Below are 24944 nucleotides of genomic sequence, written 5' to 3' on the forward strand. Positions count from 1 at the left end.
CGGTTAAATCAGGTAGGAAAGGCCCACGGTCAGGCCGAAAGCGACCACGGAAATAATGGTCTCCAGCACCGTCCAGGTCTTGAAGGTCTGGGCCACGGTCATGTTGAAGTATTCCTTGATCAACCAGAAGCCACCGTCGTTGACGTGGGAAAAAATCACCGAGCCGGCGCCGGTCGCCAGCACCAGCAGTTCCGGGTGCGGATAACCCAGACCGATGGCCACCGGCGCGACAATCCCCGAGGCGGTGGTCATTGCCACCGTCGCGGAACCGGTGGCAATGCGCATCAACGCGGCGAACAGCCAGCCCATGATCAGCGGCGACAACTGAAATTCGTGGGCCAGGCTGACGATCTGGTCGGTGACGCCTGCGTCCACCAGAATCCGGTTCAGGCCGCCGCCGGCACCGACCAGCAAGGTGATGCTCGCCGTGGGCGCCAGGCATTCGTTGGTGAATTTTAGGATCGATTCACGGCTGAAGCCCTGGGCGATGCCGAGGGTCCAGAAGCTCAGCAAGGTCGCCAGCAACAGGGCGATCACCGAGTTGCCGATAAACAGCAAGAACTGGTTGAAGCCGCTGCCCGGCGTGGAAATCAGGTTGGCCCAGCCACCGATCAGCATCAACACCACCGGCAACAGAATGGTCGCCATGGTGATGCCGAACCCCGGCAGGCTGTCGCGCGGTTCGCGGTCGAGGAATTGGCGCTCCAGCGGATTCTCGGCCGGCAACTGAATACGCGGCACGATGAATTTCGCATACAGCGGACCGGCAATGATCGCCGTCGGAATGCCGATCAAAATCGCATACATCAAGGTCTGCCCGACCGACGCCCCATACACCTGCACCGCCAGCATCGCCGCCGGGTGCGGCGGCACCAGGGCATGCACCACGGAGAGCCCCGCGACCATCGGCAAGCCGACCATCAAAATCGACACGCCGACACGCCGCGCCACGGTGAAGGCAATCGGCACCAGCAACACAAAACCGACTTCGAAAAACAGCGGCAACCCGACCAGGAACGCAATGCAGACCATCGCCCAGTGCGCGTTCTTCTCGCCGAAACGGTCGATCAGCGTCCGCGCCACCTGCTCCGCACCGCCGGACTCGGCCATCATCTTGCCGAGCATGGTGCCCAGCGCCACCACCAGCGCGATATGCCCCAGGGTTTTGCCAACGCCCGCCTCGTAGGCGCCGACCACGCCAGACGCCGGCATCCCGGCCAGCAAGGCCAAACCGATGGACACCAGGGTGATGACGATGAAGGGATTGAGTCGGTAACGGGCGATCAGCACGATCAGCGCAATGATGGCGATGGCGGCATACACCAGCAGCCAATAGCCGAAGGACAGGGTCATGCGGTACTCCTCGAAAGGGTCACGTCGAATGGGTTGTGAAACTCTTAAAACATTTCGAGAGGTGATATTCAAACGAGGTGAAAGTTATTTTCGTATAGGGGTACGAGATGTCGCTGACAGGTATGCACGGTCGTGAATTATGAAAATGAGGCAGGCGGATTTACATCACGCCTGCCGGGACAGTCTCAGTCGTGATTCACCCGGGCGCGTTTCAGCAGTTTCTTGCAACGCTCCGACAGGTGCAGCACGCGCAGGTGCTTGCCGGCCTTGGTGTAGCGTTCGCGCAACGTATCCAGCGCAGAGATGGCCGAGTAATCGACGAAGCTCAAATGCCGGCAATCCAGCGTGACGTGGGCAGGATCATTGGCCGGGTCGAATTGATTGAGGAAGGGGGTGGTCGAGGCAAAGAACAGCGTGCCATGCACCCGGTAGAGTTTGCTGCCGTCGTTTTCCAGATGACTGTCGGCGTACAGCTGCCGGGCCTGCTGCCAGGCAAAGTTGAGCGCGGCGATGATGATCCCGCACAACACGGCGGTGGCCAGATCGGTGAACACCGTAATCACCGTCACCGCGATGATCACCAAGACGTCGTTCAACGGCACTTTGTTCACCACCCGCAACGAGGCCCAGGCGAACGTTTGCTGTGACACCACAAACATCACCCCGACCAGCGCCGCCAGCGGAATGCGCTCGATCAGCGGCGACAGAAACAGAATGAACAGCAGGATCAGCACCCCGGCAACCACCCCGGACAGTCGACCGCGACCGCCGGAACTGAGGTTGATCACGGTCTGGCCGATCATCGCGCAACCGCCCATGCCACCGAACACGCCAGAGACCATGTTGGCCGCGCCCAGCGCCACGCACTCACGATCCGGGAAGCCGCGGCTCTCGGTGATTTCGTCGGTCAGGTTCAAGGTCAGCAGGGTTTCCAGCAGGCCGACCAGCGCCATCAAAATCGCGTAGGGCGCGATGATGCGCAGGGTGTCCAGACTCCAGGGAATGTCTGGCAACGCAAAGCTCGGCAAGCCCCCGGCGATGTGCGCCATGTCGCCCAGCGTACGGGTCGGCAAGCCCAGCAGATACACCGCCAGCCCCACACCAAGAATCGCCACCAGTGCCGGCGGCACCGCACGCGTGAGGCGCGGCAGCAGGTAAACGATGGCCATGGTCACGGCCACCAGCCCCGTCATCATGTACAGCGGCGTACCACTGAGCCAGGTGTCACCGCTTTTGAAATGCTCCAACTGCGCCAGGGCGATGATGATCGCCAGGCCGTTGACGAAACCGAGCATCACCGGGTGCGGGACCATGCGCACCAGTTTGCCCAGTTTCAGCAACCCGAACGCCAGCATGATCAACCCGCCGAGCAACACGGTGGCCAGCAAATACTGCACACCGTGCTGCACCACCAGCGCGACGATCACTACCGCCATCGAACCTGCAGCCCCGGACACCATGCCCGGCCGACCGCCGAACAGCGCGGTCAGGGTGCAAATGATGAACGCCCCGTAAAGACCCATCAGCGGATTGAGGTGAGCCACCAGCGCGAAGGCGATGCATTCGGGCAGCAGGGCGAAAGAGGTCGTGAGCCCGGCCAGGACATCGGCGCGTAGACGTTTTGGTTTCATGAGGGAGTCGCACGCAGGGAGTGACGAGAAGAAAGTGCGCGGATGTTACGGAATTGCGGGCAGCCCGGCCAGTTGTTGGGCCTTCGCAAATGCCATCGCGGGCAAGCCATGCTCCTACAAGGGATTTGCGTCGTTCACAAATCCCCTGTGGGAGCATGGCTTGCCCGCGATGGCCGCGACACGATTTAGAGCGAACTCAAACCATCTCGTCCCGAATCCACTCAATCACCGACACCCGCTTCGGCACCCAGCCCAGCAACTCACGGGCCTTTTTCCCACGCACCCGGCTGTTGGAACCCAAACCATAGTTGGCCATTTCATACCCCCACTCGGCTTCGGCGTCTTTCAGCGGCCAGTCTTGCGGCGCGCCCAGCTCCAGTGCTTGGGCAATCGCGGTGGTCATGTCGATGAACGACGCCTCACCACTTTCGACGAAGTAGAACGTGCCCGGCACATTTTTGGTCAGCGCCAGCAGGTACAGGGACACCACGTCTTCGATGTGCACGTTGGACCAGATGTTCTGCCCCGGGCCGACATGCCGCACCACGCCACTTTTACGGGCCTGTTTGAGCAAGCGCGGCAATTGCACGCTGTCGCGGTTGACGCCCAGGCTGTGGCCGTAGATCAGCGTGTTGCAGATCACCGCCGAGTTCACGCCATCGTTCGCGGCAGCGAGGATCAGGTTGTCGATGGCCACGCGGGCGGCCTTGTCGACGGTCGGTTCCGGCAGTTTGTCTTCGAAGTAGATGACGTCGCTGGCGTGACCGCCCGAGGCATCGCCGACGATGCTCGAACCGCTGGTGTGCAGGAACACTTTGTTGGAGTCGCGTAACGCGTCGAGCAACGCTTGCACCGCGCCGCGATGGTCGCTGCTGGCGGCGTTGATCACGGCGTCGGCCGCACGAGCTTGTTCGGCGAGCAGTGCGCTGTCGTCCAGCGTGCCAATAACCGGGGTGATGCCCAACGCGCTCAGTTCATTGGCTTGCGCTTCGCTGCGCACCAGGCCCGTGACCTTGTGGCCCGCACGGATCAGACCGGTGGCGATAGAGCCGCCAATAAAACCTGCAGCGCCGGTGACGAATACGTTCATGGAGAAACTCCCTGCGTGAATAAGTGATGCGACGAGTATCGAGGAGTGATCCCTGACGAAAAATCCCCTCTGACCCAATTCACTCTTGCGCAGGAATCACGAATCAGCCTTTGAAATCCGAGTTCGCATACAACGCCAACTTGCCCTGAATGAAGTCCAGGAAGCACTGAATGCGCAGGGCCAGTTGCGAGTTGCGGTAGTACACCGCGTTGATTGGCTGGCGATAGCCGCTGTTGAAGTCCGCCAGCAGCACCTGCAAACGGCCGGCGCGAATATCTTCGATGGTCATGTAGTGCGACAGGCAGGCAATGCCCTGGCCTTCCAGCGCCAGATGGCGGATCGTCTCGCCGCTGGAGGCACTGATCGACGCCTCGATTGGCCAGCGATCTCCATGCACGTAACGCAACGGCCATTGGTTGAGACCTTCGTTCTGGGTAAAACCCAACAACGCATGCTTACTCAAGTCCGCCACTGCCTGCGGCGCGCCGTGTTGCTCGAGGTAGGCCGGGCTGGCGACGATGTGCAGTGGACTGCACCCCAGCGAGCGAGCGTGCAAGGTCGAGTCGGCCAACGTGCCGATGCGGATCGCGATGTCGGTGCTTTGCTCGAGCAGGTCGATGATCAGATCGTTGCTGTTGAGTTCGAGCTGGATGTCCGGGTAGAGACGGCGGAATTCGTCGATGTACGGCACGATGGCGTGCAGCATGAACGGTGACGCCGCGTTAATCCTCAGCCGCCCGGACGGGGTTTGCTGGCGTGAGTTGAGGCGTTCTTCGAGCTCGTCCATCTGATCGAGAATCCGCTTGGCGTGCTCGAAGAAGTACTTGCCCTCTTCGGTCAGGTCCATGCGTCGTGTGGTGCGGTTGATCAGCGTGGTATCGAGTTTGGCCTCCAGCCGCGACAGTGTGCGACTGACCGCCGAAGGCGTTTGCCCGACCTGTTCGGCCGCAGCGGAAATCGATCCGCATTCAATCACGCAGACGAAAATCTGCAACTCATCGGATCTGGCTTTCACAAAGGCCCCTCATTCAAAACTGGCTTGATAGTAGCTGGATGCGGGGCAAAAGGAACCTCAAGCCTTGAGGCCAAACACCTCGGTCAAATGCTGTTCATAGCGTGCGACATCGGCTTCGATGTTCGGGCGCTTCATCACGTCGACGCACAGGAAGGTCGGCAGGCCGGTCATGCCGAGGAACTCGTTGGCCTTGTGGAACGGGAAGTACACCGCGTCCACGCCCTTGGCTTCAAAGAAGTCGGTCGGGTCGTCAAAGGCTTGCTGCGGTGCATTCCAGGTCAGCGACAACATGTAGTGCTTGCCCTGCACCAAACCGCCACTGCCGTACTTCTGCGACGCATCGGAACGGGTGCGGCCATCACTGGCGTAGAGGCTGCCATGGCCTTCGGTGAAGACTTCGTCGATGTACTTTTTCACGGTCCACGGCGCACCCATCCACCAGCCTGGCATTTGATAAATGATCACGTCGGCCCAGAGAAATTTGGCGACTTCTTCGGCGACGTCGTAGCCCTCGTCGATGAAGGTGGCTTTCACGTCCACGCCGCCACGATCCAGCACGCTCAGCGCCGTTTCATGCAGGGTGGTGTTGTAGCGGCCATCGGAGTGGGCGAATTTTTTGCCGCCATTGAGCAACAGGACTTTTTTCATGGGGAATCTCGGAAGGTCAGAAATCGGATGGCGGCAGGTTAGCGGCGAGGCTCGCGCGGAATAAGCCCCGAAAGCACAAAACCCTTTTGACCAATACGCACGAATCGATAGGCGATTGTTGCCATAGACTTGCGCCGATTCTTAACTTGAGGGAGTTTCTGATGAGTGAAATGCAAGGCTTCATCCTGCACGCCAAGACCCGCCCGGAAAAATCCGATGCCTTTGAAGCGTTTTTCAGCGGCTATGTGCAAGCCAGTCGCGCCGAACCCGGCTGCATCGAGTACCACATGTTGCGCGACAAAGAGGACCCGACGCTGTTTATCTTCTACGAGATCTGGCAATCCCAGGCGCATCTGGACGTGCACTCGAACCTGCCGCACATGAAGCAGTTCCTTGAGCAACGCGATGAATTCCTGGAACGGGATTTCGAGGTCCGCGCCATCGACATGCTCAGCCCGTCGTCCGCTACCCGCTGATCAGCAAATGGCCGCCGAGCATGCCGAGGCCAATGAAGAACACTCGCTTGAACAGCACCGCGCTGATCCGCTGACGCAGCCATTGGCCCAGCAACAGGCCGAGCACTGCGGGGATCAGCGCCAGCAACGACGCGCTCAATTCGCCACCGCCCAAAGCGTCGCGCCACCACAGGCCTGCCGCCAGCGCCAAGGTCGAAACGGTGAACGACAAGCCCAGCGCCTGCACGAGTTCGTCCTTGCTCAATCCGAGCGCTTGCAGATAAGGCACCGCCGGAATCACAAAGACGCCGGTGGCCGAGGTGATCACACCTGTCAACACGCCGCACAGCGGACCGAGCCAGCGCTCGGTGCGACTGCCGACGCGCAAGGCCGGCAGGAACAATCCGCTCAATGCGTAGAACAACAACGCCGCGCCCAATGCCCGCACGACCCAATGCCCTCCCTCCATGCCAATCCACAACGTGCCGGCGCCCGTGCCGATGAAGATCGCCAGCAGCATCGGCCATAAACGCTTGATCAACCCGCGCAGGTGCCCGCCGAATGCCAATTGCCAGACGTTGGTCAGGGTCGCGGGGATGATCAGCAGCGCGGCTGCCTGCGACGGGGCCATAGCCAGACCGAGCAGGCCCATGGCGATGGTGGGCAAACCCAGACCGATGATGCCTTTGATCATGCCGGCCACGAGGAAGGTGGCGATGACCAATAAAGACAAGGCCAACCCGAGGTTTTGATAGAACGCGGCGAGTGTATTCATGGGGCTATCCTGAGCCTGGATTTGCCGCGTGAAAATCTGCCATATACTGAGGGTGCCTCTTGCCGCGCAATAGGCTGGGAACGATCTTGGGACAAAACATGCACTTCGACCTGACCGACCTGCGCCTCTACCTGAACATCCTCGACAGCGGCAACATCACCGCCGGCGCCGCGCGCAGTCATCTGTCCCTGGCAGCGGCGAGCGCGAGAATCCGCGCCATGGAGGCGTCGCTCGGCATCGAATTTCTGCAGCGCGGCCGGCGCGGTGTCACGCCCACTCCGGCCGGCAAAGCCCTGGCTAAACACGCCCGATCCCTGCTGCAACAAGCCGAACGCATGCAACAGGACCTGGCCGAATACGCAAAAGGCGTCAAAGGTCAGGTGCGCCTGCTGTGCAATACCACGGCGATCACCGAGTACCTGCCAGAGTTGCTCGCCGACTTCCTGCGTGAGCATCCGTATCTCGACATCGACCTTCAGGAATTGCCCAGCGCACGCATCACCCACGCCTTGCGCCAAGGTGCGGCAGACCTGGGCATCGTGTCCGACGCCGTGGACACCGATGACCTGCAGACCCGCGCCTTTCGCGACGATCCGCTGGTATTGATCCTGCCTCGCGACCATCCGCTGGCCGACACAGAATGCTTGAGTTTCAGCGACACCCTGCACCACGATTATGTGGGGCTGAACGCTAACAGCGCCCTGGCCGTGTACCTCGAAGAACAGGCGCTGCACATCGGTTCACGCCTGAAAATCCGCATCCGCGCCGACGGTTTTGATGGCGTCATGCGCATGGTCGCCCGGGGCGCGGGGTTGGCGATCGTGCCGCAGGCGGCTGTCGAGCGCTGGACCGGCGAACCATCGTTCCAGAGCATCGCGCTGCAAGAACCCTGGGCCCAACGCAAACTCCTGCTCTGTGCCCGGGACTTTGCCGCGCTGCCCGGTTATGCCAGAGCCCTGCTGCAAGCCTTGACTCTCCCCTGAGGGGCAGACTTTACCCTTGAGGTTTGATCTTCAAGGACAGAGTCGATGGGCAAGCGAATTCTGGTGATTCTCGGTCATCCTTCCAGCAACAGCTTCTGCGCAGCACTCGCCGAGCGCTATGCACAGTCGGCGTTGCGCGCCGGGCATCAAGTCCGCCAATTGTTTCTCGGCAGGATGGACTTCGATCCGGTGCTGCGTGAAGGCTATCAACAGGTTCAACCTCTGGAAGCCGACTTGCGTCAGGCACAGGCTGACATCCTGTGGGCCGAGCATCTGACGCTGGTGTATCCGATCTGGTGGGGCTGGATTCCGGCCTTGCTCAAGGGCTTTTTTGATCGCGTGTTCCTGCCCGGTTTCGCTTTTAAATACCGTGAGGGCAAAGCCTTTCCCGATAAATTGTTGCGCGGTCGCAGCGCGCATTTATTGGTGACCATGGACACGCCACCCTGGTATTACCGCTGGGTGTATCACATGCCCGGACTGCATCAGGTCCGCGAAACCACTCTCGCCTTCTGCGGCATCAAACCCAGGCGCACACTCACGTTCGGCCCGATTCTCGGTGCCAGCGCTGATCAGCGTGAAGCCTGGTTGCTGCAAGCCCAGGCTATCGCCAGCCGCTGAGTCTGCCGATAATGCGCGGGGCTGTACCACGGTAAAAAGGACTTTTCATGTACATCGGCCAAGCCGCGCAACGCTCCGGCACCACGATCAAAAGCATCCGTCATTACGAGTCGATCGGCCTGCTGCCTGCGGCCCAGCGCTTGGGGAAATACCGCGTCTATGACCAGCAAAGTGTCGACCTGCTGATTTTCATCAAGTGCGCCCAGCAACTGGGTTTCAGGCTCAAGGAGTTGCAGGCGATCTTCGCCGGCCATCAGGGTCAGGCAATGCCGTGGGCACTGGCGCATCAGGCCATCGATGCCAAGAAGCGCGAGATCAGCGAGCGAATGACCGTGCTGTCGCGCCAGCACGCCCAATTGATTGAGTTCGAAGCCAGCCTGGAACAATCCCGGGCCGATTGCCCTTTGGAAAGTCTTTGAGGCGTTGCGCGTTTCTGGACACCTGGATGTCGAGTTCAGACAACTGACCGGTGCATCGGGGCTATAGGGTGCCACTTCAGTTCTTCAAGCCACTGCCCGGAGTCATCATGACCGCACCGATTACCGTCCTTCGCGATACTCATCCACTGCCGGTGCTCGACGCCTGCAAATGGGAAAAACTCGAAGGTGACCCGCACACCGTCAACCTCAACGCCTACACCAGCGAAGACGGCAGCAAGATCATGGGCACCTGGATCTGCACGCCGGGCAAGTGGTACGTCGAATACGTGAAGTGGGAATACTGCGATTTTCGCGAGGGCTACTGCATCATTACCCCGGAAGGCAAAGAGCCGATCCATCTGCGCGCCGGTGATATTTTCGTCATCGAGCCGGGGATGAAAGGCACGTGGGAAGTGGTTGAAACCGTGCGCAAGTATTTCGTGTTTGCCTGATGCAAAAAAACCGGGGGATCACCCGACGTGATCTCCCGGTCAATGAGGGCATGCTGTACCTGTTACGAGATTACTGCGGTTTGCGATAGCTGTTGATGATCGCCGAGAAGTCCTTGCCACCTTCCCCACGCTGGCTCATCGCCTGATACAACTGCTGGGCCACCGCGCCGAGCACCACCGGTTGATGCGCCTGACGGGCCGCTTCCGTGGCCAGCCCCAAATCCTTGAGCATCAATTCAGCACCAAAACCGCCGGTGTAACCGCGCGAGGCCGGCGCTGTTTCGACGATGCCTGGCCACGGGTTGTACATCTCCGAACTCCAGCAACGTCCGGTGGAACTGTTGATGATCCCGGCGAGCACGGTGGTGTCGATCCCCAAGGCATCCCCCAGCGCCATGGCTTCGCTGACACCGACCATGGAAATAGCCAGCAGCAGGTTGTTGCAGATCTTGGCGATTTGCCCGGTGCCGACTTCGCCACAATGGACGATGTTGCGGCCCATCTGCGCCAGCACCGGTTGCAGGGTAGCGAACAGCTCCGGGGTGGCGCCGACCATGAAGGTCAGCGTCCCGGCCGCGGCACCACCGGTGCCGCCGGACACCGGTGCATCGGCCATGGCCACGCCTTGCTTGGCAGCGGCGGCGGCCACATCGCGTGCGGTCTGTGGATCAATGGTGCTGCAATCCACGGCCGGCACGCCTTGGCCGATGCCCGCGAGAACGCCGTCCTCGCCCAGCCAGACGCTGCGCACATGCACAGCGGCCGGGAGCATGGTGATCACCAACTCTGCACCTTGCGCCGCTTCACGGGCCGAAGCACTGATGCTGCCGCCCAGTTGCTCCAGCTCTGCCAGAACGGTTTTGTTCAGGTCGACCAGGCGCAGCGAGTGGCCGGCCTTGATCAGGTTGCGCGCCATCGGGGCGCCCATGTTGCCGAGACCGATAAAAGCAATTTTCATGTCTGGCTCCTTAACGCAAGTTGATGGTGGTGTTCACACCGTCGTTGACGCTGTCGTCATCGAACCAGCGACTGGTGACGGTCTTGGTCTGAGTGTAGAACTGCACCACTTGCTTGCCATACGGGCCGAGGTCGCCCAGCTTGGAACCGCGCGAGCCGGTGAAACTGAAGAACGGGACCGGCACCGGGATCGGGATGTTGATACCGACCTGGCCAACGTCGATTTCGTTTTGGAATTTGCGTGCCGCCGCCCCGCTCTGGGTGAACAGGCCGGTGCCGTTGCCGAACGGGTTGGCGTTGACCAGGGCAATGGCCTCGTCGAGCGTATTCACTTCCAGCACCACCAGCACCGGGCCGAAGATTTCCTGGGTGTAGATCTGCATGTCGGTGGTCACGCCGGAGAACAAGGTCGGGCCGACAAAGTTGCCCTTCTCGTAACCCGGAACCGTGATCTCGCGACCGTCCAGCTCCAGTTTGGCGCCTTCCTTGATGCCGCTTTCGATCAGATCGAGAATGCGCTGTTTGGCTTTTTTCGAGATCACCGGGCCGACGTCGGTGCCCGGCTCGCTGCCGGCATTCACCGTCAGTTTCTGCGCCAGTGCTTTCAGGTCCGGCAACCATTGTTTGGCTGCGCCCACCAACACCACCACGGAGGTGGCCATGCAGCGTTGACCCGCCGCACCAAAACCGGCGCCGACCAGAGCATTCAGCGCTTGCTCGCGATTGGCATCCGGCAGCACCACGGCGTGGTTCTTCGCACCCATCATCGATTGCACGCGCTTGCCATGCTTGCCGGCCAGATCGTAGACGTGCGTACCGACGGCGGTCGAACCGACGAAGGAAACCGCCTTGATGTCTTTGTGCGTGCACAGCGCATCCACCACATCCTTGCCGCCATGCACGACGTTAAGCACGCCCGCCGGAACACCGGCCTCGATGGCCAGTTCCACCAGGAGCATGGTCGACATCGGGTCCTGTTCGGACGGTTTGAGCACGAAGGTGTTGCCGCAGGCGATGGCCATCGGGAACATCCACAGTGGAATCATCGCCGGGAAGTTGAACGGGGTGATGCCGGCGCACACGCCGATGGGCTGACGCAGGGTGTAGGTATCGACACCGCCGGCGACGTTCTCGGCGAACTCACCCATTTGCAGGCTGCCAATGGAGCACGCGTGCTCGACCACTTCCAGGCCACGGAAAATGTCGCCTTCAGCGTCGGCGATGGTTTTGCCTTGCTCGGCGCTGAGGACCACGGCGATGCGTTTGGAGTGTTCACGAATCAACGCCTGGAGCTTGAGCATGATGCGCATCCGCGCGCCGATCGGCGTCAGCTTCCAGGTCTGGAAGGCACGATGGGCAGCAATGATCGCGGCGTCGACTTCTTCGGAGGTCGCAAACGGCACCTTGGCCAGCACTTGCTGGGTCGCCGGGTTGACGATGTCGTGCCATTCAGTGGTCTTGGATTCGACCCACTGACCGTCGATCAACAGCTTTACCGTTTGGACAGTGGTTTCGTTTGGCGTGAGCGAAGCGTTCATGTGGGTCTCCGGATGTTTGCTTTTTATAGTTAGAGCTATCTTGGGAGCCAAGGCGAGAAAGTCGCCTTGCGATGAGGCGTGTGCAGCGAATTGGTTGTGCAGCTGTTTTTGGAGTATAGATGTGCAAACTTCTAATAAGAACGCACATAAAAGCCGGTCCATCATGCAAAAAAACATCACGTCTTTAGGCTCGCTGAACTGGGATGACCTCAAGTTTTTCCTCGAAGTCGCCCGCACCCGCAAGGCCAGCACTGCGGCCAAGCGCCTGGCGGTGGACTACACCACCGTGTCGCGTCGCATCAGTTCGCTGGAAGCGGCATTGGGGACTTTGTTGTTCGAGAAATCCCGGACCAGCGGCTTTGTCCTGACCGCTGAGGGTCAGCGATTGCTCGGTTATGCCGAGTCCATTGAAAGCACATTGCACATGGCCTGCGAGCAGGTGTCGGGGTCCGGGGTGGCATTGTCCGGCCACGTGCGCATGGGCTGCACCGAAGGCTTCGGCAGCTTTTTCATCACGCCGCAACTGAGCCACTTCGTCGACGCCTACCCGGCCATCTCCGTCGACATCCTGCCGCTGCCGCACTTCATCAGCCTGTCCAAGCGCGAAGCCGACATCGTCATCGCCCTTGAGCGCCCGGAACATGGTCCGTACGTGTGCTGCAAACTCTGCGACTACCGCTTGCAGCTGTACGCGACCCAGGACTATCTGGACAAACACCCACCGATCCGCCGCCCGGCAGACCTGGGCAAGCATTCATTTATCAGTTATGTCGACGATCTGGCGTTCAGCTCAGAGCTGTTGTACCTGGCGAACGTATTGCCCGGCGCCAGTGCCAATTTGCGCAGCACAAGCGTGATCGCCCAGTTCGTGGCGGCGCAGCAAGGGCGGTCGCTGGCGATTCTGCCGTGCTTCCTCGCGGCTCAGGATCCACGACTGCTGCCGGTGTTGCCGCAAGAGATCAACATTACGCGGCAGTTCTGGATGTACTGCCGCGAAGACCTGAGGAAGCTCAAGCGGATTACCTTGTTGTGGGATTACATCCGCTCGGTCACTGAGCAGAATCAGGGTCTGTTGATGGGTGAAACTCGCGAGATGGTGTTCGCCGATTAATCAGCACTCACCACGATCGACACCCGACGGTTCTCGGTACGGCCCGTTGCCGTGGTGTTGGACGCCACCGGCTCGCTGCTGCCCAGACCGCGTAACTGGATGTTCTGTTCTTGCATGCCGACAGTGGTCAGCACCTTGGCGACACTTTTTGCACGGCGCAGGGACAGTTGTTGGTTGTAAGCCTCTTTGCCAGAAGCATCGGTGTGGCCATCGACCCGCACACGATCGATGCCAACGCCGAGCAACGATTTGCCGATGCGCTGGACGATGTCGGTACTGGCAGCGTTCAGGCTGTCGTCGTCACTGCCGAACAGGACTTTGCCAGACAGACCAAAGGCCCACCCTTCTTCAGTCAGTTCGAAGCCTTGCTGTTTAAGCACAGCGATCTGCGCCGGGGTCAGGCCCTTTTGCGGTGCTGTCTGGCACCCGGTCAAGGCCAACAAGGCCATGAACAGGGTGATCGCGAAAAATCGCAGGGAACGCGGGGTCATAGAGAACAAAACAATCAGCTCCTGGTTTGAGCATGGGTGACAAGATGTTCCGATCCTGCCGTGTGCTGCGCGCCACGAGAGACGCGCTTGGCTTGGTACATGGCCGCGTCGGCGGCGTGGAGCAGAGCGCCCGGTGTGACACCGTGATCGGGGTACACCGCGATGCCGATACTGAGGGAGGTCATTACGTGGACACTGCCCGGCAATGGGATCGGTGCTTCCATACTGGCGAGGATCTTGTCGGCGATCCGTTCGGCGTCTTCGGTTTTGTGCAGCGGTGACAGCAGCACGGCAAATTCATCGCCGCCCAGACGCGCCACCAGGTCCTCTTCACGAAGCTGAGCGCGCACGCGGGTCGCGACCGCCACCAAGACCGCATCACCGGCCGCGTGACCAAAGTTATCGTTGATTTCCTTGAACCGGTCACTGTCGAGATACAACACCGCCACTCGCTCGTTGAGCTTGTTGGCGTTACGTAACGCCCGAATCAGCCGGCCTTCGAAAAACGCACGGTTTGGCAAACCGGTGAGGCTGTCATGGCTGGCCTGATGCGCCAGGGTTTCGTTTTCGCTTTGCAGGTGGGTCTGCCAGGATTCGAGTTCATCGAGCAAGGCATTGAAGTCGTTGCCCAGATTGTCCAGCTCGGCGATCGCAGCGGGCGGCACACGACGGTCGAATGCACGATCACTACGAGCGGCGTGGGCAACGGCGGCGAGACTTCGAAGTGGGCCGGTAATCCCGCGAAGTTGGCGCCGCGCCAGATAGAGCGCCACCCAGGCACTGATCGCCGTACACACAATAATGCCCACCAGTCCACTGAGCAGAAAACGCATCAGGCTGCCGCCATGTCCCGTGAGCTGGATGCTGCCGATTTCCCGGCCTTGATGAACAATTGGCATGCCAATAGGTTTTTCCAGAAAGGTCTTGGCAATCTGCAATTCGAGATCGGAGAACAAGCCGCTTTCTGAACGCTGCCAACGCGCCAGTAACTGCCCTTTGGCGTCCAGCACCTGGGCGTCGGCGACTTCTTCGGTGGACGCGATCATCGCCAGCGCTTCCGTGGCGGCGGCTTTGTCGTTGAACACTACGGCGGCTTCAACGGTGTAGTTGATCGAACGCGCAATCAGGTGCAGGTTGTGATCGGCATAGACCCGCAACGCGAGGGCACCAAGCAGAGTCAGAGACACGCTGGCCATGGCCACGCCGACCAGCGCGACGATCAAATGCCCACGACCGATGACTGAACGCAAAGTTGGGCGAGTACCAGGTTTGAACAAGCTCATGAGGCCGCCGGCTTGCGGCGGGACAACTGCAACACACTGGGGTGAATGCGCACGCCACTGCGGGCGACGGAGTCGAGGTTGACCTCGAAGGACACCTGCTCATCACCGACCCGCAGGCAAAACAGGCTGCCGACGGTGCATTGATCGTCGCTTTCACTGATGCTCAGCACCGGGCGCCCCATCAATGAGGCGAACAGTCGACTGCGTTCATCACCGGTCAGTTTGCCGATGTACACCGCATCGCATTCACCGACAATCGACGGGTTGTCAGCCAGCAGGCGCCGCACAGTGACAGGCCGGCCAGTGGCCTGGGTGGTGCCTTTGACCAGATCGTCGGTGTATTCAGTGGGGCCGACCACGCACAAACGCAGTTGCGCGGGCTCAACCGGCCAGCGGGCGTAACTGAGAATGCCGAGCACCACTTGAGTGACCGATTGGGCACGCTGCTCAGCCATGCTCGACGGCGTTTGCGACTGCGCAAAAACGCTGCCGGACAGCCAGCAGAGCAGGCCAGCGAGCAACACTTGCTTGCCGCCAATGACGCGTCCTGTCGTCCAGGCAGCCACCTTCATGCAGTGATTCTCTTCGATCGTAGCGAAATAATTTTGCCACGATAGCATAGCGATGAAACAGCCGCGAGGCCGCGTACTACGGCGCTTCGGACGGTTTTTTGGCGCCGGAAACTCGCACCTCAATCGCTCGGTGTAACCCCTTCTTTCAGCTCCAACATCAACCCGCTCAAGCGCTTGACCTTGCGCTGAACAGCCTCTTCAAATACACCGGTGCGAGGTTCGATCAAGGTGAACCAATGCTTGGCCCGGGTGATCCCGGTGTAGATCAGTTCCTTGGTGAGCACCGGGTTCAGGGCATCCGGCAGAATCAGCGCCGTATGGGCAAATTCCGAGCCCTGGGATTTGTGCACGGTCATGGCGTAGACGGTTTCGACATCATTGAGCCGGCTCGGAAGAACAAAACGTACGCCGCCCTGACCATCATTTCGCGGAAACGCCACGCGCAGTACCTGCTTGCCTGCGTCGGGTCCATCGCGCTCCGGCAGTTTGAGGGCGATGCCGATGTCACCGTTCATCAACCCCAGGCCATAGTCGTTACGGGTCATCAGCACCGGCCGACCTTCGTACCACTGCTGATCGCTGTCGATCAGTCGGGCCTTGAGCAACGCGGCAGTCACCCGCTGGTTCAACCCTTCCACGCCCCAAGGTCCCTTGCGCACGGCGCACAACAACTGGAAAGCGTCGAAGGCTTGTAATACCTGACGCGCCCATTCGGTCCAGCGTGGGTCGTCGAGCGGGCTGTCGAGCGCTGGCCGCTGATTGCGCAGGAGACTCAAATAGTGACGATAGCCTTGCGGTCCTTCGCCATGCCCTTCCAGCAACAGACGCTCCAGGGCCCGGTCCTGTTCCCCTTTGAGCCGCAGGGAAAACACGTCATCGTGACTTCGTGCGACCAACAGTTGGCGGGCGTGTTCGGGTTGTTGCTGATTGACCCAGCGCGCCAGTTGACCAATGCCGCTGCCCTCGCCGAACCGCCGCGAGTGGCGCAGCATCACCACTTGTTGGGCCAGCGGATGAGTGCCTTGGGTGTCGGCCTGCAAACCACTGTTCTCCAGATTTTCACCACTGACCGTTTCCAGCCACTGGCGAGTCTGCGGGCTGTACCAACCCGCCTCGGCATCCCGGCACAGGTCGCCCAATACCGCGCCGGCCTCCACCGAGGCCAGTTGATCCTTGTCCCCCAACAACACCAATCGCGCATGGGCCGGCATTGCATCCAGCAGATTGGCCATCATTTCCAGGTCGATCATCGACGCCTCGTCGACCACCAACACATCCAGCGGCAAGCGATTACCGGCATGATGACGGAAGTGCCGCGTGCCGGGTCGACTGCCCAGCAAGCGGTGAACGGTGGTGACGTCCGACGGGATCTGGCCGCGAACTGATTCAGCGACTTGCAGGGTCCGGACTTGTTGGCTGATCGACTCCGTGAGTCGGGCCGCCGCTTTGCCGGTGGGTGCGGCCAGTCGAATGCGCAGCGGTTTGCCGGCTTCCACTGCGGGCGCCTGGAGCAATGCCAGCAAGCGCACAACGGTGGTGGTCTTGCCGGTGCCAGGGCCGCCGGTGATGATGCTGAACGCACTGCGGGTCGCCAGGGCACAGGCGAGTTTCTGCCAGTCGATCACTTCACCGGTTTTGACTGAACCGAACAAACCGGTCAGGCGCTGGGGCAAATCATCCGGCGTCGTTTCGTGTTCAGCCAAGCGCAGTCGCAGGGCATCGTCGATGCGTCGTTCGTAAGCCCAGTAGCGGCGCAGGTACAGGCGCTTGCCGGATAAAACCAGGGGCCGGGACTGCGACGCTTCACGACCGTCCGCGGCCAGCGCCACCAGACTGCTGGAGGCCAGCACCTTGCACCAATGGGCACCGTCCAGCGCTTCAAGCAATTGCGACGGCAACAACATCGCGCCACTGTGCACATCACCTTCAGGAGGCAGCGACAGGGCGAAATCCGGTTCTTTCAACGTCTCGAAGAGGTCCAGACACACATGGCCGTGGCCCAGCTGGTGACTGGTCAACGCGGCCGCGAGCAGCACCAACGGATCATCACCGGGCGCGAGTTCGTGGAGGAAGGCAACGAAGGCCTTGTCCAGCGCGCGCAACCAGCCACGCTCAACCCAGCGCGTCAGTAACAGCAGCAGGTCATCGGCACGGCTCAATGGCTCGAGATCCGCCAGGCTTTCCGCAGCCAAAGGTGTAGGCAGCAAATCGGCGAAGGTACGACTCATAACAGTACTCCCTGTTCCCACGCAGGTTCGGCCTTGGGTTCTGGCTTGCCCTGGAACATTCGGTCCAGTCGCTCGATCAGTTCTTTGGGTGGACGGACGAAGTACACGCCTTGGCTGGAAGCACGCGTACCGCGCAAGAACAGGTACAGCGCACCACCGACATGCCGGTCGTAATCGTAGTCGACCAGCCGCGCCTTGAGCTGTCGGTGCAACGCCAACAGGTACAGCACGTATTGCAGGTCATAACGGTTATCGAGAATCGACTGTTCCATGGCCTGTTCCGTGTAAGCCGCGTCGTCAACGCCAAGCCAGTTGGATTTGTAATCGGCAACGTAAAAACGCCCCTCATGCTCGAAGGTGAGGTCGATAAAACCCTTGAACATGCCATTGAGCAAAACCGGTTCGGCAGCCACTCGGGCAACACGGTTGTGGGTGTGCTGGCGCACCAGTTCATCCAGTTTCAGTACGTCGACTTTATGGCTGGCGAACCAGAACTCCATCTCGACCCGGTACTGGGTCAGTTGCTCGAAAATCACTAGAGCCTGCCCACCGCCGATGTGCAGCGGGGACTTGAGCAAATGTTGTAGCCAATCGCTTAGCGTGATGATCCAGCCTTCCCACCCACGACGGTTGCAGCGCCGGGCAATCGCGTCTTCGACCGCTTGGGGAGTAGCGGTAAAACCTTCGCCACCGGCCCATTCCAGCAAACCATGAAGAAAGGTGCCGGGGTTGGGGCCTCGGGGGAATCGATGGATATCACCGCCACCGGCCGCCACTTCTCGTGGTGCTTGCGGGTCGAGGCGTTCGTCGTCGAAGAGCTTTTGCGCTTGCGGGCTCTCCGGGGCTTCGTCACTGCCCACGCTCATACTGTCGCCAATGCGCAAGGCGCTGTACGAAGCGATCCACCAGTTTTCACTGGCCTTGCGTTTCGGGACACGCAGCGCGAGCAAACTCGCCTGGTTTTGCGGCGGATGGTAAAGCTCGGCGGTGGCTGGCGGCATTTCAACGTAATTCAGCGCCGGGCAGTCCTGCTGCAAGTCCTCTAGCCAGCGCTTCAGGCCTGCCGACTCGGCCAAAGGTAAACCACCGCCCAACAGGTAACCCAACGCCGACAAGTGCAGCACCGAACTGTTGTTATTGCCGCGCTTTAGATCCGTCACGCCGAGCCAGCACGCATGCTGCGCACGAGTCAGGGCGACATACAGCAAGCGCAGATCCTCGGCCAGACGCTCATCGTCGGCCAGGGCAATCAACTCGGCAGCCGGCTTCAAACTCACCTGAGCCTGACCGTTTTCGTCGTGGTAATGCAGCGGCAAACGACTGCCATCCACTGGTTTCGCCGAACAGATGAAGGGCAGGAACACCAAGGGATATTCAAGGCCCTTGGACTTGTGAATGGTCACGACCTTGACCAGTTGTTCATCACTTTCCAGGCGCAGGATCTGTTCTTCGCCAGCCTGACCGGACAACGCCAGATGCTCGGACAGATGACGGATCAGCGCCTGCTCGCCATCGAGTTCGGCCGCTGCCTGCTGCAGCAATTCGGACAGGTGCAGCAGGTTAGTCAGAACTCGCTCGCCGTCGCTGCGCGCGATCAATGCCTGCGGGAGCTGGAAGTCATGCAGCAAACGTCGCAGCATCGGCAGCACGCCCTGCTTGCGCCAGAGCTCGCGATAGCCACGGAATTGCATCACCCGTGCTTCCCAGGCGAGTTCGTCCTGATTCAATCGCTCCAGTTCACCCAGCGACAGATTAAGCGTGATGCAGGCCAACGCCGCCCGCAGTGGACGCTCGACATCGGGCTCGGCACAGGCTTTGAGCCAGGTCAGCACGTCGTGAGCTTCTTGTGCGGCGAACACCGAATCCTTGTCCGACAGATAGACGCTGCGCACACCTCGGGCCGAGAGTTCGCCGCGCACCGCTTGAGCTTCTTTACCATCGCGGACAAGGATCGCGATATCGGCTGGCAGCAGGCCTCTGAAATCCTTTGCGTCCTCGACGAAACCCGTCCGACCTTGTTGTCCGCCATTGAGCAATGCGGTGATTTCACTGGCGCAGGCGGCGGCCAATTGTTGCCGGTACAACGCGCCGGACAGCGGTTGTTCTGCGGACAATTGCCAGATGTTCAGGGACGGGACCACTTGGCCCTCTACGCGCAGAACTTCTTTACGTCCTTGGGACTCCACGGGCAGAAACGGTACCGGGTTGACGCCATTCTTTTCCCGAAACAAAAACGCGCCGCGCCCCGACTCACGAGACTCGGCGCGTTCGAACACATGGTTAACCGCATTGACCATGCCGTGGCTGGAGCGGAAGTTGGTGCCCAGCGTATGCAGTCGACCGGTCGTGGCCTGACGGGCGCGCAGGTAGGTGTAAATGTCGGCACCTCGGAACGCGTAGATCGCCTGCTTCGGGTCGCCGATCAGGAACAGGCCGCACTCGGGATTGTTGTCTTCGATGCGATAGATGCTTTCGAAGATCCGGTACTGCACCGGGTCGGTGTCCTGGAATTCGTCGATCAACGCGACCGGGAACTGCTCCCGAATCAGGGTGGCCAGACGCTCGCCGCCTTCGGACTGCAAAGCGGCATCCAGGCGCAGCAGCATGTCGTCGAAGCCCATCTCCGCGCGGCGACGCTTTTCTTCTTCGAACCGCGCTCCCACCCAGTGGGCGGCGTGCTGCAGAACGGCCGCGTCGGGGGTTGGCAGACCGTCGAGGCTGGCCTTGAGGCCGGGCATTGCGTCCAATCCAGGATGACGGGGTACTTCGCCCTTCCAGGCTTCGGCCATGCCGTCCGGTGTCAGACGAGTAAAACCGGTGCCGATGTCCAGTTGTTCAAGCGTTTCATCTTCGGCCCAGGCTTTGATTTTTTCGAACCAAGGCTCGAAGTAGCGTGCCTGCATCTTTCGACCGTCGACGCTCTTGCTCGCCACACCCTGGTGACAGATCACCAACAACTCGTCTGCCCATTGACGCCAAGGCATCTTGAGTTCGAGCAACGCGCTTCGTCGCTCCTGCAAACATTCGCTGATCAGCTCGGCTGGTTCTTTTCCTTCAACACTGTCGCGTTCACTGGCAAACAAACCGCGCACGCGCGGCAACAACGCTGCCGGTCCGCCCCAATTGCTGCGGACCCAGTTCAGTGCGTCGCCGTGCATCGGGTAACAGAACAGCCGCCAGTAATCGCGCAGGACTTCGCCCAGCAAATCGCTGTGATCGGTTTCCAGGGTCTGGGTAAACAGGCTGCCGCTGTCGAAGGCGTGCTCGCGCAGCATGCGCTGACACCAACTGTGGATGGTCGAGACGGCCGCCTCATCCATCCATTGCGCGGCGATGTCCAGGCGGTTAGCGCAGCCCGACCATTGTTCGGGCAGGTACTGATCACGCAGTTCGGCAATGAGGCCATCCGGTGCCGGGGTCTCATCACGGAAGAATCGCGCGGCCTCCGCCAAGCGTGTACGGATACGTTCACGCAGCTCTTTGGTGGCGGCATCGGTGAATGTCACAACGAGAATTTGCGGCGGCAACAGTTCACGCCCGAAACCACTCGCGTCACTCCCGTGCCCCAGGACAAGGCGCAGATAAAGTGCGGAAATAGTGAAGGTCTTGCCGGTCCCGGCGCTGGCTTCGATCAGTTGGCTGCCGCGCAGGGGGAAGGCCAGCGCCAGTGGTGTTTTTGTGGTCATGAACGAGCCCCCTCGCTGGTCAGTGATCGCCAGGGGGCTTCAAGCATCGGTTTGTACAAGGCGTTGCACCAGTCGGGGAACGTTTCATCGGCGAGCAGCGCGTCGAAGTCAGCAAACTGTCGGGTGAGTGCGGGGCTTTCGCGGCGCTCTCCGTCAGTGGTCTGGCCATCGCCTTCATAGGCTTTGCGGGCGGCGGATTCGGCTTTCAGCGGATCGGTCTGGCCTAGCCAGGCGAAGGCCGTTTTTACTGCAACCGGCAGGGGTTGACGCATACCCGCCTGCCAGGCCTGCAGAAGGTGTCCCAGCGTTTTTAGTGCGACGCCCTTCTCCAGTTGCTCCAGCAGAAGGCTATCGTCGCTGGCCACCAGTGCGGTAGTCATCGGTATGCCGCTGGCGCAGGCCACCAGATGATTGACCCAGGGCCGCGTCAACCGGTGCCATTTGCGGTTTTTGATTGAGCCAATGCTGTTGGGGATGGTGGTGACCGACAGCAAGCCACCGTCTGCACGCTGGTGCAAACCACTGAGCCAACCTTCGAGGCGCAGTCCTTCCAACTCCAGATTCACAGGCAAAGCGCTGGTCAACGGAGTCGGCCATAACGCCAGGAGCTGTTGATAACGCTGCAGCAGATCCGGAAGCGGTTCGATCAATTCACGCTGAAGGCATTCGCCGAATCCGGCCATGGGCAGCAGCCCACTGTTTTGCAGGCGTTTGGCCTGGTCTTCCAGGGCCTGACCGGCGTGATCGATGCGTCCCATAGCTGCCGCAAGCAAGCTGTCGCTGAGGTTGTAGCGTTGCAGCGCATCGAGGACAAAGGGTTCTTCGTCGGCCAAGGGCACCTCAGCTGCTTCGAAGAACACCTTGAGTCGCTGGCTGAAAAAATGTCGCGCGGGATTGCGCAGGAAATCCTGCAGTTGACCGAGGCTCAGCGGCTCTTCTTGTACGTAAGCCGCCAGTACTTCGCCGTCAGCCATCTGTTCGGTGACTTGATGAAGGACTTGCCACTCATTGGCGTAGCTGAACAGCGCGTCGCCTTCATGAAAGTAGCGCGCACTGAAGGGCTGCAATGGGTGTTCCTGAGTCATGGACTCCAGCAGGTCCTGGCCCTCATCGCGCAATCGCCAACCGCTGGCGAGATGGTCACGCAATTGGCCAATCAGCACGGAGGCCGGGCGCTCGCTGTTATCCCGAATGCTTCGGCCAACCCAACTGATGTAGAGCTGATCTCGTGCCGATAGCAGCGCTTCCAACAGGAGATAGCGGTCATCCTCGCGGCGAGACCGATCACCGGGGCGGTAGTCGCTGCCCATGAGATCGAAATCCAGCGGCGGTTGCGCGCGGGGATAGTCGCCATCGTTCATGCCCAGCAGACAGACCCGTTTGAACGGGATCGCCCGCATGGGCATCAGGGTGCAGAAGTTGACGGCACCGGCTAGAAAACGTTGGGACAGGCGGCCTTGATCGAGTCCGGCCAGCCACGCTTCCCGAACCACGGTCAGCGGCAAATCGTCCTGCAAGCCTACGGACTCGCAGGTATCGAGCCAGGTTTCGCGCAACTCTTCGAGCTGAGCGAGCAAGTAGTCGTCATGCTCATTACTAGCCAGGAAGAACAGCTGCACCAGTGCTTGCAATCGCACGCCCCATTGCTTGGGCGGTGCAGGTTGTGCCAGTTCCCGGTGGGCGATCTCCAACGCATCCAGCAGGGCCACTAGAGGTCCAATGAGCGCAGCATCCAGACCGCCAATTTCGTCGTAAGGCTCGATGCCCTCGCACGCAATGGCGCTGCCCACGGCATAACCCAGCAGCATCCGACGCAGGCCAAATCGCCAACTGTTTTGCTCCAGTGCTTCAGGCAATCCCAGACCCGCGCGTTGCTCGGCATTCATACCCCAGCGGATGCCCGCACCTTCAATCCAGCGGTGCAGCGTTGGCAAGTCACGCTCCTCGACGCCGAAGCGGGCTCGTAATGCTGGAACGTCCAGCAGGTCGAGGATCTCGCTGACGGGGAAGCGGCTGTCGGGAAGTTTGAGCAGGTGTTCGACCGCAATCAGCAGGGGATCGCGACCACGCTGGCCCTGATCCGCGAGCGTGAAAGGAATGAAACGCGGGTCCTGACGTTCAAGCTGACCGAATACGGCGCGAATATGCGGTGCGTAACTGTCGATGTCCGGGACCATCACAATGATGTCGCGAGGTCGTAGGTCCGGATCAGCACTGAAGCGTGCCAGGAGCTGATCATGAAGGATCTCCACTTCACGCTGGGCACTGTGGGCGATGTGAAAACGGATCGACTCGTCTTGTTCAAGATCGACGGCTGGCCAGCATTCCCGTGTTTCGCTCAATGGGCGTAATTCGAGAATGTCGTCCTGCAATTGATTGAGCATGTTCTTTGGCTGATTATCGCTGAACAGGTCGATGCGACCGTCACGAAATGCAGAGCTATAGCTGTTGGGATCGTCATAGCTGTCGAGAAGATTGATGTAGTCCCGACCCTGCTTTCCCCAGGCAGCCAGCAGCGGATGAGCATGCTGGTGGAGGGTTTGCGGGTCGAGCACAACGGGCATGCCACTCTTGCGAGACTGACGCTTGTATTGATGCCGGAGCAGGTCTTTATCGGCGACGATGTCGGCCCAATGGTAACGACATGGGTTATGCACACACAGCAAAACCTGACTGAAACGAGCCAGTCCCGCGAGTGCTTCGAGTGCTTGAGCAGGCAGCGAAGAAATCCCGAAAACGATCACCCGTGCAGGCAATCCGCTGGGGGCGACGTCGAGGCTGTTGATGCGTTCGATAAACCGCTGATGAACGCCGGCACGGCTTTGCGCCATGCCTTCCTCCCCCACATCCAGCAACAGCGCTCGCCATAATTCGGCCTGCCAGCAGTTGGCCGGGGCCAGTGGCTTGGCTTCGCCTCTGCCGTTGCGCAATTGGTGACGACCTTCTGCCCAGTCTTCGAGCCAGTCGGCGCGGTAGACCTGGTATTGGTCGAATAGGTCTGCGAGTCGCTCAGCTAACTGGTAGCGCTTACGCAAATCGGTGTCATGGGTCAGGAAGCGCTGCAGTGGCTCAAAGTGCGGCTGGTTGATCAACTGCGGGAGCAGACGCATCAGACGCCAGGTCAGCGGCGCTTTATCGAGCAACGATTTGACCGGGATTTCATCCCGTCCAAGGACCATGCGATAAAGCTGCCACATGAAGCTACCGGGTAACTGCACGTCGATGGCGGCGGCAATACCGCAGCCGCCCATGTCATCCTCTTCCGGATCTTCGGCAAGGGCCAGCTTGAGCCACTGCGCGATGCCATTGCTCTGCACCAAGGCGATTTCATTTTCCAGGGGAGCCAGCGGATAACGCCGCATTACGCTGATCACCAGGCTGCGCAGTTCATTCAGACTGTTGCTTTGAACCACCATAAAAGCAGCGTTGAGGGACGTGGCGTCCGGCATAAAGGCTTCCTTGGGAAAATACAAACGCTAGGGCCGAACCTTAGCATTGTCGGGAGACTGTGACAGCCGGGAGCTGTCCGGTAATGCTGTACGAACTTTCCTGCGGGCAAAACAAAACCCCTACCTGCATACGCAGATAGGGGTTTCGGAATTTAATCTTGACGATGACCTACTCTCACATGGGGAA

The 24944-nt window shown here is 60.3% G+C and carries 20 protein-coding genes; 6 read left to right on the forward strand and 14 right to left on the reverse strand.

Annotation, left to right across the window (positions count from 1 at the left end; genetic code table 11):
- Window positions 1-3: 3 nt before the first annotated feature.
- From J2X66_RS28595 to J2X66_RS28615, 5 genes are all read right to left on the reverse strand, one after another.
- Window positions 4-1353, reverse strand: a complete 1350-nt coding sequence (locus tag J2X66_RS28595; RefSeq protein WP_027924400.1) for a gluconate:H+ symporter — start codon at window positions 1351-1353, stop codon at window positions 4-6.
- A gap of 185 nt (window positions 1354-1538) precedes the next feature.
- Entirely contained in the window at window positions 1539-2984 is a 1446-nt protein-coding gene (locus J2X66_RS28600) for a SulP family inorganic anion transporter (RefSeq protein WP_027924399.1), read from the reverse strand.
- Between the two features lie 196 nt (window positions 2985-3180).
- On the reverse strand, window positions 3181-4074 hold the full coding sequence (locus J2X66_RS28605; RefSeq protein ID WP_310271593.1) for an NAD-dependent epimerase/dehydratase family protein: 894 nt from the start codon (window positions 4072-4074) through the stop codon (window positions 3181-3183).
- Between the two features lie 103 nt (window positions 4075-4177).
- Window positions 4178-5089, reverse strand: coding sequence for a LysR family transcriptional regulator (locus J2X66_RS28610; protein ID WP_027924397.1), 912 nt, complete (start codon window positions 5087-5089; stop codon window positions 4178-4180).
- Window positions 5090-5146: 57 nt separating this feature from the next.
- Complete coding sequence (locus J2X66_RS28615) at window positions 5147-5737, reverse strand: NAD(P)H-dependent oxidoreductase (protein ID WP_310271597.1); 591 nt, start codon at window positions 5735-5737, stop codon at window positions 5147-5149.
- Window positions 5738-5898: 161 nt separating this feature from the next.
- Here J2X66_RS28615 and J2X66_RS28620 point away from each other — a divergent pair, with 161 nt between their 5' ends.
- The gene (locus tag J2X66_RS28620; protein WP_310271601.1) at window positions 5899-6213 is read left to right on the forward strand and encodes a putative quinol monooxygenase; all 315 of its coding nucleotides are present in this window, start codon (window positions 5899-5901) and stop codon (window positions 6211-6213) included.
- Here the strand turns inward: J2X66_RS28620 and J2X66_RS28625 are convergent.
- Complete coding sequence (locus tag J2X66_RS28625; RefSeq protein WP_310271604.1) at window positions 6203-6967, reverse strand: sulfite exporter TauE/SafE family protein; 765 nt, start codon at window positions 6965-6967, stop codon at window positions 6203-6205. The two genes, J2X66_RS28620 and J2X66_RS28625, sit on opposite strands and share 11 nt — an antisense overlap.
- A gap of 98 nt (window positions 6968-7065) precedes the next feature.
- On the opposite strand from J2X66_RS28625, the gene J2X66_RS28630 reads away from it, so the two are divergent.
- From J2X66_RS28630 to J2X66_RS28645, 4 genes are all read left to right on the forward strand, one after another.
- Window positions 7066-7950, forward strand: a complete 885-nt coding sequence (locus J2X66_RS28630) for a LysR substrate-binding domain-containing protein (protein WP_310271607.1) — start codon at window positions 7066-7068, stop codon at window positions 7948-7950.
- Between the two features lie 45 nt (window positions 7951-7995).
- On the forward strand, window positions 7996-8571 hold the full coding sequence (locus J2X66_RS28635) for an NAD(P)H-dependent oxidoreductase (RefSeq protein ID WP_310271611.1): 576 nt from the start codon (window positions 7996-7998) through the stop codon (window positions 8569-8571).
- 47 nt (window positions 8572-8618) lie between these two features.
- Complete coding sequence (locus tag J2X66_RS28640) at window positions 8619-8990, forward strand: MerR family transcriptional regulator (RefSeq protein WP_027924391.1); 372 nt, start codon at window positions 8619-8621, stop codon at window positions 8988-8990.
- A 107-nt stretch (window positions 8991-9097) separates the two neighbouring features.
- Window positions 9098-9442 (forward strand): cupin domain-containing protein, encoded by a 345-nt coding sequence (locus tag J2X66_RS28645; RefSeq protein WP_007946320.1) that lies wholly within the window; start codon window positions 9098-9100, stop codon window positions 9440-9442.
- Window positions 9443-9512: 70 nt separating this feature from the next.
- Here J2X66_RS28645 and mmsB read toward each other — a convergent pair whose 3' ends face one another.
- Window positions 9513-10400, reverse strand: coding sequence for a 3-hydroxyisobutyrate dehydrogenase (gene mmsB / locus J2X66_RS28650; protein ID WP_310271617.1), 888 nt, complete (start codon window positions 10398-10400; stop codon window positions 9513-9515).
- A gap of 10 nt (window positions 10401-10410) precedes the next feature.
- Window positions 10411-11937 carry a CoA-acylating methylmalonate-semialdehyde dehydrogenase gene (locus J2X66_RS28655; protein ID WP_310271621.1) on the reverse strand — a complete coding sequence of 509 codons (1527 nt, stop codon included), beginning with the start codon at window positions 11935-11937 and terminating at the stop codon, window positions 10411-10413.
- 163 nt (window positions 11938-12100) lie between these two features.
- On the opposite strand from J2X66_RS28655, the gene J2X66_RS28660 reads away from it, so the two are divergent.
- On the forward strand, window positions 12101-13048 hold the full coding sequence (locus tag J2X66_RS28660) for a LysR family transcriptional regulator (protein WP_310271624.1): 948 nt from the start codon (window positions 12101-12103) through the stop codon (window positions 13046-13048).
- Here the strand turns inward: J2X66_RS28660 and J2X66_RS28665 are convergent.
- The 6 genes from J2X66_RS28665 to recC form a co-directional block, all read right to left on the reverse strand.
- On the reverse strand, window positions 13045-13539 hold the full coding sequence (locus J2X66_RS28665) for an OmpA family protein (RefSeq protein WP_310271643.1): 495 nt from the start codon (window positions 13537-13539) through the stop codon (window positions 13045-13047). The genes J2X66_RS28660 and J2X66_RS28665 overlap by 4 nt on opposite strands.
- A gap of 14 nt (window positions 13540-13553) precedes the next feature.
- Complete coding sequence (locus tag J2X66_RS28670; protein ID WP_310271627.1) at window positions 13554-14822, reverse strand: diguanylate cyclase domain-containing protein; 1269 nt, start codon at window positions 14820-14822, stop codon at window positions 13554-13556.
- Window positions 14819-15394: a YfiR family protein gene (locus J2X66_RS28675; RefSeq protein WP_310271630.1), complete on the reverse strand. Its 576-nt coding sequence runs from the start codon at window positions 15392-15394 to the stop codon at window positions 14819-14821. The genes J2X66_RS28670 and J2X66_RS28675 overlap by 4 nt, the downstream gene beginning before the upstream one ends.
- A gap of 119 nt (window positions 15395-15513) precedes the next feature.
- Window positions 15514-17622, reverse strand: coding sequence for an exodeoxyribonuclease V subunit alpha (gene recD, locus J2X66_RS28680; RefSeq protein ID WP_310271633.1), 2109 nt, complete (start codon window positions 17620-17622; stop codon window positions 15514-15516).
- Entirely contained in the window at window positions 17619-21308 is a 3690-nt protein-coding gene (gene recB, locus J2X66_RS28685) for an exodeoxyribonuclease V subunit beta (protein ID WP_310271637.1), read from the reverse strand. The genes recD and recB overlap by 4 nt, the downstream gene beginning before the upstream one ends.
- A complete protein-coding gene (gene recC / locus J2X66_RS28690; protein ID WP_310271640.1) occupies window positions 21305-24757 on the reverse strand; it encodes an exodeoxyribonuclease V subunit gamma in 3453 nt (1150 codons plus the stop codon). The genes recB and recC overlap by 4 nt, the downstream gene beginning before the upstream one ends.
- Between the last annotated feature and the right edge of the window lie 187 nt (window positions 24758-24944).

The organism is Pseudomonas sp. 3296, from assembly GCF_031456615.1.
Taxonomy (GTDB): Bacteria; Pseudomonadota; Gammaproteobacteria; order Pseudomonadales; family Pseudomonadaceae; genus Aquipseudomonas; species Aquipseudomonas mucoides.